Annotated in this window: 14 protein-coding genes and 1 riboswitch; of the genes, 6 read left to right on the top strand and 8 right to left on the bottom strand. The window is 72.9% G+C overall.

Annotation, left to right across the window (positions count from 1 at the left end; translation table 11 throughout):
- Positions 1–118: 118 nt before the first annotated feature.
- From ABZU53_RS25045 to pdhA, 4 genes are all read right to left on the bottom strand, one after another.
- The gene (locus tag ABZU53_RS25045; protein WP_354863344.1) at positions 119–1798 is read right to left on the bottom strand and encodes a right-handed parallel beta-helix repeat-containing protein; all 1680 of its coding nucleotides are present in this window, start codon (positions 1796–1798) and stop codon (positions 119–121) included.
- Positions 1799–1931: 133 nt separating this feature from the next.
- Positions 1932–3332, bottom strand: a complete 1401-nt coding sequence (locus ABZU53_RS25040; protein WP_355067820.1) for a dihydrolipoamide acetyltransferase family protein — start codon at positions 3330–3332, stop codon at positions 1932–1934.
- On the bottom strand, positions 3329–4345 hold the full coding sequence (locus tag ABZU53_RS25035; RefSeq protein ID WP_355067829.1) for an alpha-ketoacid dehydrogenase subunit beta: 1017 nt from the start codon (positions 4343–4345) through the stop codon (positions 3329–3331). The genes ABZU53_RS25040 and ABZU53_RS25035 overlap by 4 nt, the downstream gene beginning before the upstream one ends.
- On the bottom strand, positions 4342–5541 hold the full coding sequence (gene pdhA / locus ABZU53_RS25030; RefSeq protein WP_355067827.1) for a pyruvate dehydrogenase (acetyl-transferring) E1 component subunit alpha: 1200 nt from the start codon (positions 5539–5541) through the stop codon (positions 4342–4344). The genes ABZU53_RS25035 and pdhA overlap by 4 nt, the downstream gene beginning before the upstream one ends.
- A 136-nt stretch (positions 5542–5677) precedes the next feature.
- Between pdhA and ABZU53_RS25025 the strand changes: the two genes are divergently transcribed.
- Positions 5678–6121, top strand: a complete 444-nt coding sequence (locus ABZU53_RS25025; RefSeq protein ID WP_234587152.1) for an Lrp/AsnC family transcriptional regulator — start codon at positions 5678–5680, stop codon at positions 6119–6121.
- 15 nt (positions 6122–6136) lie between these two features.
- Here the strand turns inward: ABZU53_RS25025 and ABZU53_RS25020 are convergent, their stop codons facing one another.
- The 4 genes from ABZU53_RS25020 to ABZU53_RS25005 are packed head-to-tail and all read right to left on the bottom strand — an operon-like array spanning position 6137 to position 10367.
- Positions 6137–7108: a DNA primase small subunit domain-containing protein gene (locus ABZU53_RS25020; RefSeq protein WP_355067818.1), complete on the bottom strand. Its 972-nt coding sequence runs from the start codon at positions 7106–7108 to the stop codon at positions 6137–6139.
- A gap of 37 nt (positions 7109–7145) precedes the next feature.
- Entirely contained in the window at positions 7146–8450 is a 1305-nt protein-coding gene (locus ABZU53_RS25015) for an acyltransferase (RefSeq protein WP_355067816.1), read from the bottom strand.
- A gap of 22 nt (positions 8451–8472) precedes the next feature.
- Positions 8473–9447: an NAD(P)-dependent oxidoreductase gene (locus ABZU53_RS25010; RefSeq protein ID WP_355067815.1), complete on the bottom strand. Its 975-nt coding sequence runs from the start codon at positions 9445–9447 to the stop codon at positions 8473–8475.
- A gap of 29 nt (positions 9448–9476) precedes the next feature.
- Entirely contained in the window at positions 9477–10367 is an 891-nt protein-coding gene (locus ABZU53_RS25005) for a glycosyltransferase (protein ID WP_354862608.1), read from the bottom strand.
- 207 nt (positions 10368–10574) lie between these two features.
- Between ABZU53_RS25005 and ABZU53_RS25000 the strand changes: the two genes are divergently transcribed.
- The 5 genes from ABZU53_RS25000 (at position 10575) to ABZU53_RS24980 (ending at position 16066) form a co-directional block, all read left to right on the top strand.
- Positions 10575–12134, top strand: a complete 1560-nt coding sequence (locus ABZU53_RS25000) for a glycosyltransferase family 39 protein (protein ID WP_355067813.1) — start codon at positions 10575–10577, stop codon at positions 12132–12134.
- A gap of 72 nt (positions 12135–12206) precedes the next feature.
- On the top strand, positions 12207–12938 hold the full coding sequence (locus ABZU53_RS24995; protein WP_355067811.1) for a histidine phosphatase family protein: 732 nt from the start codon (positions 12207–12209) through the stop codon (positions 12936–12938).
- The gene (locus ABZU53_RS24990) at positions 12922–13791 is read left to right on the top strand and encodes an NAD(P)H-hydrate dehydratase (protein ID WP_355067809.1); all 870 of its coding nucleotides are present in this window, start codon (positions 12922–12924) and stop codon (positions 13789–13791) included. The genes ABZU53_RS24995 and ABZU53_RS24990 overlap by 17 nt, the downstream gene beginning before the upstream one ends.
- 91 nt (positions 13792–13882) lie before the next feature.
- Positions 13883–14383: a hemerythrin domain-containing protein gene (locus ABZU53_RS24985; RefSeq protein ID WP_354862600.1), complete on the top strand. Its 501-nt coding sequence runs from the start codon at positions 13883–13885 to the stop codon at positions 14381–14383.
- Positions 14384–14520: 137 nt separating this feature from the next.
- Positions 14521–14610, top strand: a riboswitch (ZMP/ZTP riboswitch).
- Positions 14611–14629: 19 nt separating this feature from the next.
- The gene (locus tag ABZU53_RS24980; RefSeq protein WP_354860687.1) at positions 14630–16066 is read left to right on the top strand and encodes a glycine hydroxymethyltransferase; all 1437 of its coding nucleotides are present in this window, start codon (positions 14630–14632) and stop codon (positions 16064–16066) included.
- Positions 16067–16162 lie beyond the last annotated feature (96 nt).

Genomic DNA, 16162 nt, shown 5'->3' with positions numbered 1-16162 from the left:
AGGTCCAGAGCGTGGGCACCACTCCCGATCCCGTCGCCTATCTGGCGATGCACGGCGCCGCCGTACGCTGGGGATCGCTCAACCGGCGGCTGATGTCTTCGCGTTCCGGCCCGGCTGGTCAGCCCCAGTCGCTGTCGACGTGGTTGTCGCGCCAGCGTCCGCCCACCGGCGGGGTGTCCAGGCGCATCCCGCCATTGGCGTTGCCGGCGAGGTCGTTGTCCTCGACCCGGCAGTCCACACAGCTGCCCCGTTCGGTGATCCACAGACCGTGGGTCTGGGTGCTGTACTCGTGGTTGTCCCAGACCCGGTTGCCGCGGATGGTGGCCGAGTCGAACGCCGCGTCGATGGTGATGCCGGCCCGCCGCTCGGGTGCCGCGGACAGCTCGTACCCGCAGCCCGGGGGCGGTACGTCCCCACTCCACGCGGTGATGCCGTCGGGCCGGACCGGCGCCAGGACGAGTTCTTCGCCGGTGTTCGCGGCGACCATGGCCACGGCCCGTCCCACCCGCAGGACCTTGCCCCGGTGCCCGTCGTGCGGCCAGGTCGCCGACCGGTCCACCACGGACCGCTGGGCGTAGCGAACGGTCTCGCCACCGCCGCTGGCGGCCTGCGCGTACTGTCGCCCGTTGTTGCGGATCCGGTTGTTCAGCAGCACCGCGTCGGTCATCTGGTGGTCGATCCGGACGGCGTCCAGCCCGTTGCCCCATAACTCGTTGCTCTCGATCACCACGTCCCGTACCGGGCCCTGGTAGCCCCGCCCGAGGTCCTGCCCGTGGTAGCCGTACTGACCGTTCCCGCTGATCCGGTTGCCCCGGATGGTGTACGGGCCCGGGCTGTTGCCGACAATGACCCCGTCGCGGATGTTGCCGTCGATGACGCAGTCGGTGAGCAGCCCACCTCGTCCGGCCACCGCCGCGGTGCCCTGGGCGGAGATGTCGAACCCGGCCTCCAGGTTGCCGGTCATCGTGCAGGCGGAGACGATGAGACCGTCGGCACCCCAGTCGGAGATGCCGAACCGGTTGCCCTGGCTGTGACAGCCGATGATGCGGTAGCCGCGGGGCGGCGGCCAGTAGTCCTTCTGCAGCTCCAGGAAGATGCCGTTGGTGCCGTTGGCGAGCGTGGTGCAGTTGGCGATGGTCAACCGCTCCACCGCGCCCCAACCGCCGATGCCCACGCCGATGCCGGCGCCGCCGATCTGCTCGCCGTTGTCCAGTCGCCCGCAGCCGACGACCACCACGCCGTCGATCAGCGAGTCCTGGAGGAAGTCGCAGCCCAGCCCGGTGGCCGCGGTGTGGTGGATGTAGAGGTTGCGGAACACGCCGCGCACGACGTACTGCAGGCCCAGGCCCTTGGCGAGGTAGTTGTACTCGGCCATCGCCACGCCGGAGCCGTCGATCTGGAAGTCGGCGAAGGTGCAGTCGGCGATGTGCCGGTCCCGGTCGGCCCCGTGCTGCACGGTGGTCCAGAAGGCCAGCGGGGTCGGGTCGGCCCGGTTGCCCTCGTTGCTGAGCATGAACCGGGTCGCCGCCGGGCCGGCGCCGACCAGCGAGACCCCACTACGCCACACCGTGCCGGAATCGCGGATCGAGTAGATGCCCGGCGGGCAGTAGATGACGCGGGCCCGCCCGTCCGAGGCGTACCCGGCGCCGAGGCGGTCCACGAGGGCGGCCAACGCCGGCTGGTCGTTGGTCGCGCCGTCGCCGGTCAGCCCGTACTCCAGCGCGTCGCAGTAGAGCGGTGCGCCGGCCGCGGCGGGCCGCCGCACCCGTACCGAATTCAGTAGCAGCTCGTTCGCCACGACCACGGGTCGGCTCCCTTCGACGCCTCCGGTGCGTACCGGCGGGGCCGACTTCCCGATGACGCGACCGCGAAACCACTGACGCACGCCGGCCCCGGCGCCGCGCGGGCGGTGCCAGGGCCGGGGGTACGCGTCAGACGGCGGCGATCAGCAGCGCCGGGCGCTCCACGCAGTCGGCGACGTGCCGCAGGAAGCCACCGGCCACCCCACCGTCGCAGACCCGGTGGTCGAACGTGAGGCTCAGCTGGGTCACCTTGCGCACGGCCAACTGCCCGTCGACCACCCACGGCTTGTCCACGATCCGGCCCACGCCGAGCAGGGCCGCCTCGGGGTGGTTGATGATCGGGGTGGAGCCGTCCACGCCGAACACCCCGTAGTTGTTCAGCGTGAAGGTGCCGCCGGTGAGCCGGGCCGGCGCGAGCGTCCCGGCCCGCGCCGCGGCGGTGGTCGCCGCCAGCTCGGCGGCCAGCTCGGCCGTGGTGAGTCGCTGGGCGTCGCGCAGCACCGGCACCAGCAGGCCCCGGTCGGTCTGCGCGGCGATGCCCAGGTGCACCCCGGCGGACTGGACGATCCGCTGACCCTCGGTGTCGACGCGGGAGTTGAGCTGCGGGAACCGGCGCAGACCGCTGAGGCAGATCCGGGCCAGCAGGGCCAGGATGCTCACCGGCGCGTCGGGCGTCGCCGCGTTGATCGCCGCGCGGGTCTCCAGTAGCCCGGTGGCGTCGACGTCGACCCAGATGGTCACCTCGGGGATCTCCCGCCGGCTGCGGGAGAGCTTGTCGGCGATCACCTTGCGCACGCCGGTGAGCGGGACGATCAGGTCGCCGTCGCCCTCCGGGGTCGGCGCGACGTGCGGGTCCGGCACGGCGGCGAGCCGGGCGACGGGGACGGCCAGCGCCGCCTCGACGTCGGCGCGGCGGATCACCCCGCCGGGCCCGCTGCCACGGACCGTACCCAGGTCGACGCCGCGCTCCCGGGCCAGCCGACGGACGATCGGCGAGATGACCAGGGCGCTCGCCGACCGCGTTTCGACGGGGGCGCTGCCACCGACCGGGGCCGCTTCGTCCGCCGCCGGGCCGGCGCCGGCTGCCGGGACCGCGTCGGGCCGGACAGCGCCGGCCGGGGCGGCGTCGGCCGGTTCGGGCGCCAGCGCAAGCCGGGGCCGACGCCGACGGCGGGTCGCGCCGCCATGCCCGGTGCCGTACCCGATCAGCACGTTGCCGGAGCCGGCACGCTCCTCCTCGCGGTAGGTGGCGTGCCCGGCGGGCTCGTCGCCGCCGTCCAGCGGCGCGATGGTGATCAGGGGCTGGCCGACCGGGCGGACCTCACCCGCCGCGCCGTGCAGGGTCACGACCCGTCCGGCGTACGGGCAGGGCACGTCCACGATCGCCTTGGCGGTCTCCACCTCGACCACGCTCTGGTCCACCGTGACGATGTCGCCCACGGCGACCCGCCACTCGACGATCTCGGCCTCGCTCAGCCCCTCGCCCAGGTCGGGCAGGAGGAAGACCTGCGTCCGCTCGACGGTGGTCATGCCGCGCTGCCCTGCGCCGCCCAGCGCGGGTCCGGCTGGTCGTCCCACTGCAACCGGGCCACCGCGTCGAGCACCCGGTCCACGCCGGGCAGGTGGGTGTGCTCCAGCATCGGCGCCGGGTACGGGATGTCCAGCCCGGCCACCCGCAGCACCGGAGCGTGCAGCGCGTGGAAGCAGCGCTCCTGCACCCGGGCGGCGATCTCCGCGCCGACACCCGCGAACCCGGGCGCCTCCTGGATCACCACGCACCGGCCGGTCCGCCGGACCGACGCGGTGATGGTGGCGTCGTCGAACGGCACGATGGTCCGCACGTCGACCACCTCCAGGTCCCAGCCCTCCTCGCGGGCGGCCTCGGCGGCCTCCAGCGCGACCGGCACCGCCGGCCCGTACGCCACCAGGGTGGCGTCGCGGCCGGGCCGGCGCACGACGGCCCGGCCGAACGGCTCGGTACGCGCCGGCAGCTCGGCGTCGGCGCTGCCGAAGTAGAGCTTCTTGGGCTCCATGAAGACCACCGGGTCGGGATCGTCGATCGCCTCACGCAGCAGCGAGTACGCGTCCTCGACGGTCGCCGGGGTGACGACCTTCAGGCCGGGGGTGTGCGCGTAGTACGCCTCGGACGAGTCGCAGTGGTGCTCCACCCCGCCGATGCCGCCGGCGTACGGCACCCGGATGACGATCGGCACGCTGAGCTTGCCCCGGGTGCGGTTGCGCAGCTTCGCCACGTGCGAGGCGATCTGCTCGAACGCCGGGTACGCGAACGCGTCGAACTGCATCTCGACCACCGGCCGCAGCCCGGACATGGCCAGGCCGACGGCGAAGCCGACGATGCCGGCCTCCGCGAGCGGGGTGTCGAAGCAGCGCTTCTCGCCGAAGCGGGCCTGCAGCCCGTCGGTGATCCGGAAGACGCCGCCGAGCTGGCCGACGTCCTCGCCGAAGACGACGACTCGCTCGTCGGCCGCGAGGGCGTCGGCGAGCGCGGTGTTGAGCGCCTTCGCCATGGTGGTGGCCATCAGTCGTCACTTTCCTCGTCGCGCGCGGCGGCCAGCTCGGCGCGGACCTGCTCGCGCTGCTCGACGAGCTGCGGGGTGGGCTCGGCGTAGACGTGGTCGAAGAGGCTCAGCGGGTCGACAGTGGGCTGGGTGTTCATCCGGGTACGCAGGTCCGCCGCGTACGCCTCGGCCTGCTCGGCGACCTCGGCGACCGCCGCGTCGTCGAGCACGCCACGGGCGCGCAGGTACGTCTCCAGGCGGGCGAGCGGGTCGCGGTCGCGCCAGGCGTCGACCTCGGCGCCGTCGCGGTAGCGGCTGGCGTCGTCGGCGTTGGTGTGCGGCTCCATCCGGTAGGTGTGCGCCTCCACCAGGAACGGCCCGTTGCCGGCGCGGGCGTGCGCGACCGCGCGGGTCAGAACGGCGAGCACCGCGACCGGGTCGTTGCCGTCGACCTGCTCGCTGGGCACCCCGTAGCCGACGCCCTTGTACGCCAGCGACGGCGCGGCGGTCTGCCGCGACAACGGGACGCTGATGGCATACCGGTTGTTCTGGACGAAGTAGACGACCGGCGCTTTGAACACGGCGGCGAAGTTGATGCCCTCGTGGAAGTCGCCCTCGCTGGTCGCGCCGTCGCCGATGAAGGCCAGCGCCACGGTGTCGCGCCCCTGGTACGCCTCGCCGTACGCGAGACCGGCGGCGTGCACGCACTGGGTGGCGAGCGGGGTGCACTGCGGCGCGGTGCGTACCTCGGTGGGGTCGTAGCCGCAGTGCCAGTCGCCGCGCAGCAGGGTGAGCACCTCGACCGGGTCGATGCCCCGGGCAACCAGCGCCATCGATTCACGGTAGGTGGGGAACACCCAGTCGGTGTCGCGGACGGCGAGCACGGCGGCGACCTGGCACGCCTCCTGGCCCCGCGACGACGGGTAGACGGCGAGGCGGCCCTGCTTGGTCAGCGCGGTCGCCTGGGTGTCGAACCGGCGGCCGAGCACCATCCGGCGGTACAGCTCGCGCAGCGCCTCGACGGGCGGCTCCGGGTAGTCGGTACGGGCCGGCAGCGGCGTACCGGTCGGATCGAGCAGGCGGACCGGTTCGGCGTCCGGCAGCAGCGGGCGCGCCGGGTCGGGCGGGGTGACCGTCCGACGGGCGCGCGGGGATGCCCTGCGGACCGCCTGGGGTGTGGTCGTCACGGCGGGACCTCCTGGGACGTGTGGTGAGCCTATGCTTCCGCCTGACGGATGATTGACTCAAGATCCACGCAGAAGGCGGGACGTCTGGCATGTGGGAGGCGCGTCGGTGAGCCAGGAGAACGGAGACGGAGCGAGCCGGGGAACTGGATCGGGACGATCGGCCCGAGCGATGGACGAGGTCGACCGGCGGATCCTGGACGAGCTGGTCCGCGACGGGCGCACGTCGGTGCGCACCCTGGCCGAGCGGATCCACATCTCGCGCACCAACGCGTACGCCCGGGTGGAACGCCTGCTGCGCGAAGGCGTGATCACGGGCTTCCGGGCGCAGGTGGCGCCCGAGGCCGCGGGGTTGGGCACGTCGGCGTACATGGCGTTGACGATCGAGCAGAACACCTGGCGGGAGGTGTCGGCCGAGCTGGCCCAGGTGCGCTACGTCGAGCACGTCGCGCTCCTCAGCGGCGAGCACGACGTGCTGGCCCTCGTTCGGGCGCCGGACAACGCCGCCCTGCGCGACGTGGTGCTCGACCGGGTGCAGCGCATCGCCGGGGTGCTGTCGACGCGGTCGTGGCTGGTCTTCGAGGAGTTCGACGGCACGCAGAGCCCGTGGCAGTAGCGCGAGCCTCGCCGGTCACCGCTCCGGCGGGGCCTCCAGACCCTCGGAGTCGGCCAGCTCCAGCAGGGGCTCCAGCGAGTGCCGATCCCCGTCCAGGCCGGCGTGCGGATCGCCGCGCTCGGCGAACCGGGCCGGCACGGTGAGCACGTCGAAGTCCTCCGGACGGGCGTCGTCCAGCTCCGCCCAGTCCAACGGCGCCGACACGAGCGCCCGAGGCGTCGGCCGGATCGAGTACGCCGACGCCATCGTGTGGTCCCGCGACATCTGGTTGTAGTCGACGAAGACCGGCCGGTCCCGCTGCTCCCGCCACCAGGTGGTGGTGACCAGCTCCGGCAGCCGGCGCTGCATCTCCCGGCCCAGCGCGAGCACCGCCCGGCGGCACTCGCCGAAACTCCACCTCGGCTCGATCGACAGGTAGACGTGCAGGCCCCGCCCGCCGGTGGTCTTCGGATAGCCGGTCATGCCCAGCTCGGCGAGGAACGCCCGCACCTCCCGGGCCACCGGCACCACCTGCTCGAAGCCCACGCCGGGCATCGGGTCCAGGTCGATGCGCAGCTGATCGGGGCGCTCCACGTCGGCGGCGGACACCGGCCACGGGTGGAAGCGCAGGGTGCCCAGGTTGGCGGCCCAGATCACCACGGCCAGCTCGCTCGGCGCGACCTCGTCGGCGGTCCGGCCGCTGGGGAAGGTGATGTGCGCCGTGCGCACCCATGCGGGCGCGCCCGCCGGCAGCCGCTTCTGGTAGAACGCGTCACCACGGTTGGTCTGCCGGGTGGCGATCGTCGCGCCCTCGAAGACGCCGCGCGGCCAGCGTTCCAGCATGGTCGGCCGGTCGCGCAGCGCCCGCAGGATGCCGTCGCCGACCGCCAGGAAGTAGCGGACCACGTCCAGCTTGGTCAGTCCGCGTTCCGGGAAGTACGGCTTGTCGGGGCTGGAGACGCGGACCAGCCGCTCCCCCACCTGGATCTCCTCCGCCGCCGTGGCCACGCCCCCGAGGGTACGACGTCCAGGCGGGCCCGGTGGGCTACCGGCCGGGGACCAGCGTGGCGGGCTGCTGCGGCAGTTCCTCCGTCGGGCCGCCGACCGACACCGGCTGCGTCCCGGGTGGCTCCTCGGCCACCGCGGTCTGCTGCTCGACCGGCACCGTCCGCGCCGTGCGGCGGGCCACGAAGCCCGGCGTCCAGTCCTTCAACCGCAGAGCCGGCCGCTCGACGAGCTTCCACGACACGAACGCGGCGGCGAAGGCGACCGCGACCGACATCGCCGCGAACGGCACGTACCCCCAGCGGCTCCAGCCCAGGCTCGCCATCACCTGCTGGAAGACGAACCCGTAGATGTAGATGCCGTACGAGTAGTCGTTCTTGCGGCCCACCCAGTGCAGCTGGCGCGGCATCCGCACCGACAGCCACACCAGCAGGTACGCGAACGCCGGCAGCCCGATGACGAAGAAGCCGCCGAAGAGCAGGGACAGCCCCAGCGCCACGGCCGAGCCGATGCCCAGCGCGTCGTTGATCGGCACCCGCTCCCGGTAGAGATCCAGCGTCGCGCCGAACGCGAACAGGAAGCCCAGGTAGACGATGTAGTGGAAGCTCATCACGCCCACCAGGGGCGAGTCGAACGACCAGCTCGCCGTGGACGCCGGCCCGCTGAACTGCCCGGAGCTCACCCAGTCCTGCAGGATGCTCAGGTAGAGCGCGACGGTCAGGAACAGCACGAACCGGCGGGCGTTGCGCAGCACCGCGGTGATCGCCAGGACGCCCACCACGACGTAGCAGAACATCTCGTACTTGAGCGACCACAGGGCGCCGTTGAAGACGCTGGAGCCGCTCTTCTCACCCCACGGGGTGGTCGGCTTGAGCAGGTCCTGAATGCCGTACTGACGGACACCGGTCCACCAGTTGGCCTGCAGGTAGGCCAACGGGCCGCCGCGGTCCCAGGGGTTGTCGAAGAGGCCGGCGGTGGTGCCGTGCTCGCGCAGCGCCACCAGTGGGGCCACCACCAGCGCGGTGATCAGCAGGCAGACCCAGAGCCCGGGGAAGATGCGCAGGGCCCGGTGCCAGGCGTAGCGGATGATGCCGGTACGCCTGGCGCTGCGGGTGATGAGCAGGCCGGAGAGCACGAAGAAGCCGTACACGGCCATGGTGCCGACGTTGGTCTGCCGACCGGTGATGTGGTAGCCGAGGTCGTTGGCCCCGAAGCCGAGCGGCTTGGAGTGCGACAACACGACGCCCACGGCGAGGCAGAGCCGGATCAGCCCGATGCCGTTGCTGCGGCCGGAGAGCAGATCGGCGAGCGTGCCACGGGAGCGGACGAGGGCGGGGGTAGTCATGCGGTCAGGAACCTCTCGACCATCAGGCGGGCACCTCGGCGCCGGCGTGCTCCCACAACTGCTTCATCTCGGTGTGCAGATCTTCGCTCGGCGACCAGCCGAGCACCTCGGCGGCCAGCCCGACGTCCAGCCGCTGCCAGTTCGTCTCGGCCGGGCCGGTGCGTTCCGCCTCGACCAGGTCGGTCGGCACCTCACTCACGTCGATGAGGAGCTGGACCATATCACGCGCGCTGGCGGCCACCCCCCGACCGATGTTGATCACGTGGCCGGCCGCCCCGGGGCGGGTCGCGGCCAGCAGCACGGCGGCGACGACGTCGCTGAGGCCGACGAAGTCACGCCGCGAACCCAGCGGAGCCAGCTCCAGCCGGGCCCGCTCACCGGCGCGCTGGGCGTCGCGCAGCCGACCCGCGACCACCCCGAGCAGGCTGTGCCCGGGCTGGCCGGCGCCGATGACGTTGCCGACCCGCAGCGTGACGCCCTCGATCAGGCCCTGCCGGTCGGCCTCGGCGACCGCCGTGGTGCAGCGCAGCTTGAACTCGCCGTACGGCATCACCGGCGCGGGCGGCAGCCCCTCGGGCATCGAGGTGTCGACCGGGACCAGCCCGTACTCGTGCACGCTGCCCAGCTGGATCACCCGGACCCGCCCGGGCAACCGGCCGGCGGCCTCGATCAGCCGCTCGACCAGCGTGACGTTGACCGCGAGCATCTGCGCGTCGGTGAGCCCCCACATGCCGCCCGCGGCGTTGATCACCACGTCCGGATCGAGCTCGCGCAGCACCGCGGTGATCTCGTCGACGTCGGCGGCGGCCAGGTCCAGCGCGCGGACCTCGACACCCGGCCCGACGTCGCGCGCGGTGCGGGCCACGGCGACCACGGTGTGCCCCTGGTCGGCCAGCGCCCGGCAGATGGGGCGGCCGAGGAAGCCGGTGCCACCGAGCACGGCCACCCTCCGCCGCTGTCCGGCGGCCTCCGCCGAGTGCCGTGGTTCGACGATCATGGCGCTGGCGTCTCCCTGGCTGCGGTCGGTCATCGGCCCGGCCCGAACGCGTGCCGCGACAGGCTCTTGACGCCGGTCATCCGGCCGGCGAGGACCGCCGTCGGCAGCAGCGTGATGGCGTGCAGCCGGGACGACATGTAGCGGCGGGCGGCCCGCGCCGCCCGGGGCCAGCCCTGCTCGTCCATCCGCCGGGCGACGTCGACGAAGAACGCCCGCGCCTCGGTGAACCGGGTGCCGGTGACCGCGTCGGCGGCGGACTTGCTGACCGCGTGCCGCCGGTACTGGAAGCACAGGGTGGTGTCGACGGCCATCTGCTCGCCGCGCTGGATCAGGTCGATCACCAGGGCCAGGTCCTGGATGACCTGGAACTCGTCGCGGAAGTCCACGGCCTTGAGCGCGTCGGTCCGCCAGCAGATCGACGGGAAGTAGAACCAGCAGCCGCGCAGCAGGCTGGCCGCCAGATCCTCGCCGCCCATCAGCTCCCGGGACTCGACCCGCGGGGCGTAGAGCCGCCGCTTGGCCTCGTCGACCATGGTGTTGACCACCGCGCCGGTGGCGTCGATGATCTCGACCCCCGGCTGGACCATGCCGACGCCCGGGTACTGCTCGATCACCGATCGCACGGTGGCGACGTAGTTGGGGTGCATGATGTCGTCCGTGCCCATCATCACCAGGTACTCGTGCTCGGCGAGGCCGACGCACTTGCGGTAGTTGCCGGTGACCCCGAGGTTGCGCTCGTTGCGCTGGTAGCGGACCCGCTCGTCGGTGATCTGAGCGAACCACTCCGGCACGCCCGGCTCGGTGCCGTCGTCGACCACGGTCAGGCGCCAACCCGGGTCACTCTGCGCCATCACGCTGCGGACGGCCGCCTGCATGAGGGGCACGCTCCCGTAGTACGGCAGCATGATGTCGACAATCATCGGTTCCGCGGGCCTTACTGTGCGTGGTGGAAGTGCTCGACGGGCGCGGCCACATTATCAGGCATCCCGTCCGGATCCAGTACCGGCGAGCCGGCCTGACGGCCGTCGCGACGCCACCGCCGGTGACCGGACGACGGGGCCGACGGCGACCGCGGCGGGGGCTATCATCGTCGCGCCCGCACCGCACGCCCCCCCGATCGGACGCCGATGCCAGACCGCGCCGTCACCACGGACGCGCCTCCCGCGCAGACCGACGCGGGGCCGCCCGCGCCAGCCACCGAGCCGGCCCGACGGCGACTCCCCCTCGTCCGCCGACTCGCGCTCAGCGTCTGGTTCTGGCCCACGGCCTTCGCCGCGCTCGCGGTCGGCTGGCGTCTCGGCAGCCCAGAGATGTGGCACGACGAGCTGGTGACCGTCGACGTGGCGACCCGCTCGACCGGGCAGATTCTGGGCATGCTGGCGAACGTCGATGCCGTGCACGGGGCGTACTACCTCTTCATGCACGGCTGGACGACCCTGTTCGGCACCGGCCCGGCCGTCGTGCGGCTCCCGTCGGCCCTGGCCATGGTCCTGGCCACCGCGTGCGTGGCGCTGGTCGGGCGACGGGTGTTCGGCCAGACGGCGGGGATCGCCGCCGGGTTCGTCTTCGCCCTCGTGCCCACGGTCACCCGCTTCGGGCAGGAGACCCGGTCGTACGCCTTCGTCGTCCTCGCCGCGGCCGCCGCAACCCTGTTCCTGCTGCGTGCGTTGCAGCGGCCGGGGTGGCTGCGCTGGATCGCGTACGTGCTCGCCGTGGCCGCCATCGGCCTGGTGAACGTGGTGGCGCTCACGCTGCTGCTCGGGCACGGCGTGGCCGTGTTGATCCACTGCTGGCGGGAGCGCCGGTGGTGGTCGCTGGCCTGGTTCGTGCTCGCCGCCGCCGCCGGGGTGGGGATCGCCGCGCCGGTGATCCTGCGCGGTATGAAGCAGGCGGGGCGGCAGATCAGCTGGATCCCGGACAGCGCGCCCTGGACGGTCTGGGAGCAGGCCTTCGGCTCGGTGCTGCTCGCCGCCGCGATCACCGCGCTGGCCGTGGTGGGCGTGCTGACCCACCTGCGCCGCGACGCCGCCGCGCGGACCGCCGTGGCGGCGGTGATCGCCGCCCTGCCGCTGCCGGTGATCCTGCTGGCCTCCACCGGCGACATCAACTACTTCTTCTCCAAGTACCTGCTGTTCCTCGTGCCGGCCTGGGCGGTGCTCGCCGGCGCGGGCGTCGCCGCGGTGCGCCGCGCCCCGCTGGTCGCGGTGGGGCTGGTGGTGCTCGCCGCCCTGAGCGTGCCCGGTCAGCTCGCGCTGCGCGGGGAGTACTCGCACGGCTGGTACACGTATCCGCAGGGGCGGGCGTTCAAGCCGCTGTCGTACTCGGAGGCGGCGCGGGTCATCGAGGCCGGCTACCAGCCCGGTGACGGCCTCGTGGCGGGCGGCCCCTGGTGGTGGATGCACGAGCCGGGGGTGCGCTACTACCTCCCTGCGGACGTGTCGCCGCGCAACGTCTTCCAACAGCAGTCGGCGGCCCAGCGCAACGAGCTGTTCGGCGCGGACTGCGCCGACCCGGCCCGCTGCCTGCGCGACGAGCCCCGGCTGTGGGTGCTGCTGCCGACGGTCACCGACGCGCCGCTGACCGGCCTGCCGAAGAAGCAGTCCGCCGTGCTCGCCCAGCGCTACGACGTGGTCCGCGTCACGCACGTGACCGGGCTGACCGTGGCCCTGCTGCAACGGCGCGGCTGAGCCGACGCACCGGCCGCCCGGTGGCGACCCGGGCGCGGTTACCGCGCGCGGCGCCCGGGTAGGGGGGTCGGCATGGCGGAACTGTCGACGCTCTGGATCATCCGGCACGGGGAGAGCACCGCGAACGTGGCGGCCACCCGGGCCGAGGAGAACGGCGCGGACGTGATCGGGCTCAGCCACCGCGACGCCGACGTGCCGCTCTCCCCCACCGGCGAGGAGCAGGCGCGGGCGACCGGCCGCTGGCTCGCCGGGCTGCCCGAGGATCGGCGCCCCAACGTGGCGGTGGTCTCGCCGTACCTGCGGGCGGTGTCCACGGCCGAGCTGGCGCTGCACGGCACCGGGGTGCCGGTGAGCCGGGACGAGCGGCTGCGCGACCGGGAGCTGGGCATCCTCGACGGCCTGACCGGGCACGGGGTACGCCGCCGGTTTCCCGACGAGGCCGAGCGCCGCGCCCGGCTGGGCAAGTTCTACTACCGGCCGCCCGGCGGTGAGGCCTGGACCGACGTGGCGCTGCGGCTGCGGACGCTCCTCGGCGACCTGCGCCGCGACCACGAGGGCCAGCGGGTGCTGCTCTTCGGCCACGACGCGCTGGTCTTCCTCCTGCGGTACCTGGTGGAAGGGCTGACCGAGCCGGAGCTGATGGCGTTGACCCGCGAACACGTCATCGCCAACTGCTCGATCACCGACTGGTCCGCCGACGACCAGGGCAGGCTGACGCTGGGCGGTTTCAACGAGGTCGGCCACCTGCACCGGCAGGGCGCCGAGTCGACGAGGGAGGACGAGATCCATGCCGAACCGGTCTGAGGTGCAGGTGATCACGCCGGGGCTGCTGCGCGACTGGGCGCTGCCGGTGCCGGCCGGCGGCAAGGAGAGCCGGGGCACCGTCCTGGTGATCGGCGGCTCCCGCTTCACGCCCGGGGCGGTCCTGCTCGCCGGGGTGGCCGCGCTGCGCGCCGGCGCCGGGGTGCTCCAGCTCGCCGCCGCCGAGTCCACCGCGGCCACGCTGAGCATCCAGGTGCCCGAGGCGCTGGTGGTCGGGCTGCCGGAGACGTCCGACGGCGCGGTCGCCGCCGACCGGGCCGGCCAGCTCGGTGAACTGGTCGGCGTGGCCGACGTGGTGGCCCTCGGCCCGGGGTTGAAGGGCATCGACGAGACCGCCGAGCTGCTGAGTCTCGTCCTGGAGGCGGCGGGGCCGCGCACCCCGCTGGTCCTCGACGCGTACGCCCTGGGCGCGCTCAGCCACGAGCCGAAGCTGCTGGTCGGCGCGGGCCGCCCGGTGGTGCTCACCCCCAACGTGACCGAGGCCGGGCACCTGCTCGGCCGGGAGCCGGGCGACGACCTGGACGCTGAGGCCGCCGAGCTGGCGCAACGCTACGAGGCCGTCGTCTCGCTCTACGGCCACGTGGCCGCCCCGGACGGGCGCGGGTGGCGGGAGGAGAGCGGCGACGCGGGCCTCGGCACGTCCGGCAGCGGAGACGTGCTCGCCGGCCTGCTCGCCGGGCTGCTCTCCCGGGGCGCCGACCCGGCGCAGGCCGCCTGCTGGGGAGCGTTCGCGCACGCCGTGAGCGGCCAACGGCTGATCCCCCGGTACGGCCGGATCGGCTTCCTGGCGCGGGAACTGCTCGACGAGATCCCGCGCACCCTGGCCACCGTTTGAACAGGCGAGATCGGCCACATTCGCCCGTTTCGCCGCTCGGCCTCGGGGTACCGGATCGACACCCAGCCGAGCTACGAAAGGGGGCACGCCGGTGTCAACCGATGCCATCGTCCTGCTCAAAGAGGACCACAAGGAGATGCGTCGCCTGTTCAAGGCCTTCCAGGACGCCGAGGAGGGGCCGGCGAGCCAGCGGCAGAAGCTGGTGAACCAGATCCTCGAGGCCCTGACGGTGCACACCTACCTGGAGAACGAGGTGATGTACCCGGAGGTCCGCCGGCTCCTGCCCGACCTGGAGGACGACATCCTCGAGTCGTACGAGGAGCACCACGTGGCCGACGTGCTCTGCGCCGAACTGGCCAGCATGGACGCCGGCGACGAGCGCTTCACCGCCAAGACCACGGTGCTGATCGAGAACGTCACGCACCACGTCGAGGAGGAAGAGGAGGAGTGGTTCCCCAAGGTCCGCGAGGCGCTCGGCCGTAAGCAACTCCAGGAGATCGGCGAGAAGATGATCGCGTTGCGCGCGGACGCGCCGCGTACCCCCACCCAGCCGAAGGCGATCAAGAAGGCGCTCGACGCGGTGACCGCCTGAGCCAACCACCGTTCGACGCGGGGCCCGGCCTGGCCGGGCCCCGCGTCGTGCCCGGCCGGTAGCAGCGCCGTCCAACCACCTCGGCGCGCTCGCGTCGGGAGGTCGGCCGGGTCGCCCGGGGCGGGCCCGGTAGGATCGGCGCGGGCCGTTACTGGCGCGTGGGGATGGAGAACCATCGGGGAGCGGCCCCGTCATGAGGACGTCTGCCGAGCGCCTGGGCCTTCCCGCACGTCTGTTGGAGGTCGCATGTCGCACAACGCCGAGTCCACCGCATTCCGGAGCGCCCTTGAGGTGATCCGGGCTGTCGAGCCGCGGGTGGCCGACGCCATCGGCGCCGAGCTGACCGACCAGCGGGAGTCCCTCAAGCTCATCGCCAGCGAGAACTACGCCTCCCCGGCGACCCTGCTGGCCATGGGCAACTGGTTCAGCGACAAGTACGCCGAGGGCACCGTGGGGCGTCGCTTCTACGCGGGCTGCCAGAACGTCGACACCGTCGAGGCGCTCGCCGCCGAGCACGCCCGGGAGCTGTTCGGGGCCGCGCACGCGTACGTGCAGCCGCACTCGGGCATCGACGCCAACCTGGTCGCGTTCTGGGCGGTGCTCGCCGACCGGGTGGAGTCCCCCGCGCTGAAGAAGGCCCAGGTCCGCCAGGTCAACGACCTCACCGAGGCGGACTGGTTCGCGCTGCGCCGCGAGCTGGGCAACCAGCGGATGCTCGGCATGTCGCTGGACGCCGGCGGTCACCTCACCCACGGTTTCCGGCCGAACATCTCCGGCAAGATGTTCGACCAGCGCAGCTACGGCACCGACCCGGCGACCGGGCTGATCGACTACGACCGGGTCGCCGAGGCGGCCCGCGAGTTCAAGCCGCTGATCCTGGTCGGCGGCTACTCGGCGTACCCCCGGAAGGTGAACTTCCGGATCCTGCGGGAGATCGCCGACTCGGTCGGCGCCACCTTCATGGTCGACATGGCGCACTTCGCGGGCCTGGTGGCCGGCAAGGTCTTCACCGGCGACTTCGACCCGGTGCCGCACGCGCACATCGTCACCACCACCACCCACAAGTCGCTGCGCGGCCCGCGCGGCGGCATGGTGCTCTGCCAGCCGGAGCTGGCCGACCAGGTCGACCGGGGTTGCCCGATGGTGCTCGGCGGTCCGCTGCCGCACGTGATGGCCGCCAAGGCCGTCGCCCTCGCGGAGGCCCGCCGCCCCGACTTCGCCGACTACGCCCAGCGGATCGTGGACAACGCGCAGGCGCTCGCCGACGGGCTGCTGCGCCGGGGCGCGACGCTGGTCACCGGCGGCACCGACAACCACCTGGTGCTGATCGACGTGTCCGGTTACGGGCTCACCGGCCGGCAGGCCGAGCAGGCCCTGCTCGACTCCGGCATCGTCACCAACCGCAACTCGGTCCCGCAGGACCCGAACGGCGCCTGGTACACGTCCGGCATCCGGATCGGCACCCCGGCGCTGACCACCCGCGGGCTGGGCACCGCCGAGATGGACCAGACCGCCGAGCTGATCCACACCGTGCTGACCCAGACCACGGCCGGCGCCAACGCCGACGGCACCCCGTCCAAGGCGAAGTACACGCTCGACGCCGACCTGGCCGACAAGATCGCCCGCCAGGCCACCGACCTGCTGGCCCCCCACCCGCTCTACCCGGCCATCGACCTGGGCTGACGGTCGTCGTCGACCGGGTCCGACGGCACCCGGGCCGGGCTGTCGGTGGCGGTCACCAAAACGAGCGGTATACCTCAGAGTCATGAATATGACGCT

Source organism: Micromonospora sp. NPDC005194, from assembly GCF_040608335.1.
Taxonomy (GTDB): domain Bacteria; phylum Actinomycetota; class Actinomycetes; order Mycobacteriales; family Micromonosporaceae; genus Micromonospora.
This window is presented reverse-complemented; position numbering and strand designations above follow the sequence as displayed.

Bases quoted from the DNA above. Each gene is read 5' to 3' on its own strand.
- ABZU53_RS25005 (WP_354862608.1), bottom strand. From the start codon at position 10,367: ATGATTGTCGACATCATGCTGCCGTACTACGGGAGCGTGCCCCTCATG.
- ABZU53_RS24995 (WP_355067811.1), top strand. From the start codon at position 12,207: ATGGCGGAACTGTCGACGCTCTGGATCATCCGGCACGGGGAGAGCACC.
- ABZU53_RS24980 (WP_354860687.1), top strand. From the start codon at position 14,630: ATGTCGCACAACGCCGAGTCCACCGCATTCCGGAGCGCCCTTGAGGTG.
- ABZU53_RS25040 (WP_355067820.1), bottom strand. From the start codon at position 3,332: ATGACCACCGTCGAGCGGACGCAGGTCTTCCTCCTGCCCGACCTGGGC.
- ABZU53_RS25010 (WP_355067815.1), bottom strand. From the start codon at position 9,447: ATGATCGTCGAACCACGGCACTCGGCGGAGGCCGCCGGACAGCGGCGG.
- ABZU53_RS25000 (WP_355067813.1), top strand. From the start codon at position 10,575: ATGCCAGACCGCGCCGTCACCACGGACGCGCCTCCCGCGCAGACCGAC.
- ABZU53_RS25015 (WP_355067816.1), bottom strand. From the start codon at position 8,450: ATGACTACCCCCGCCCTCGTCCGCTCCCGTGGCACGCTCGCCGATCTG.
- ABZU53_RS24990 (WP_355067809.1), top strand. From the start codon at position 12,922: ATGCCGAACCGGTCTGAGGTGCAGGTGATCACGCCGGGGCTGCTGCGC.
- ABZU53_RS25025 (WP_234587152.1), top strand. From the start codon at position 5,678: ATGGACGAGGTCGACCGGCGGATCCTGGACGAGCTGGTCCGCGACGGG.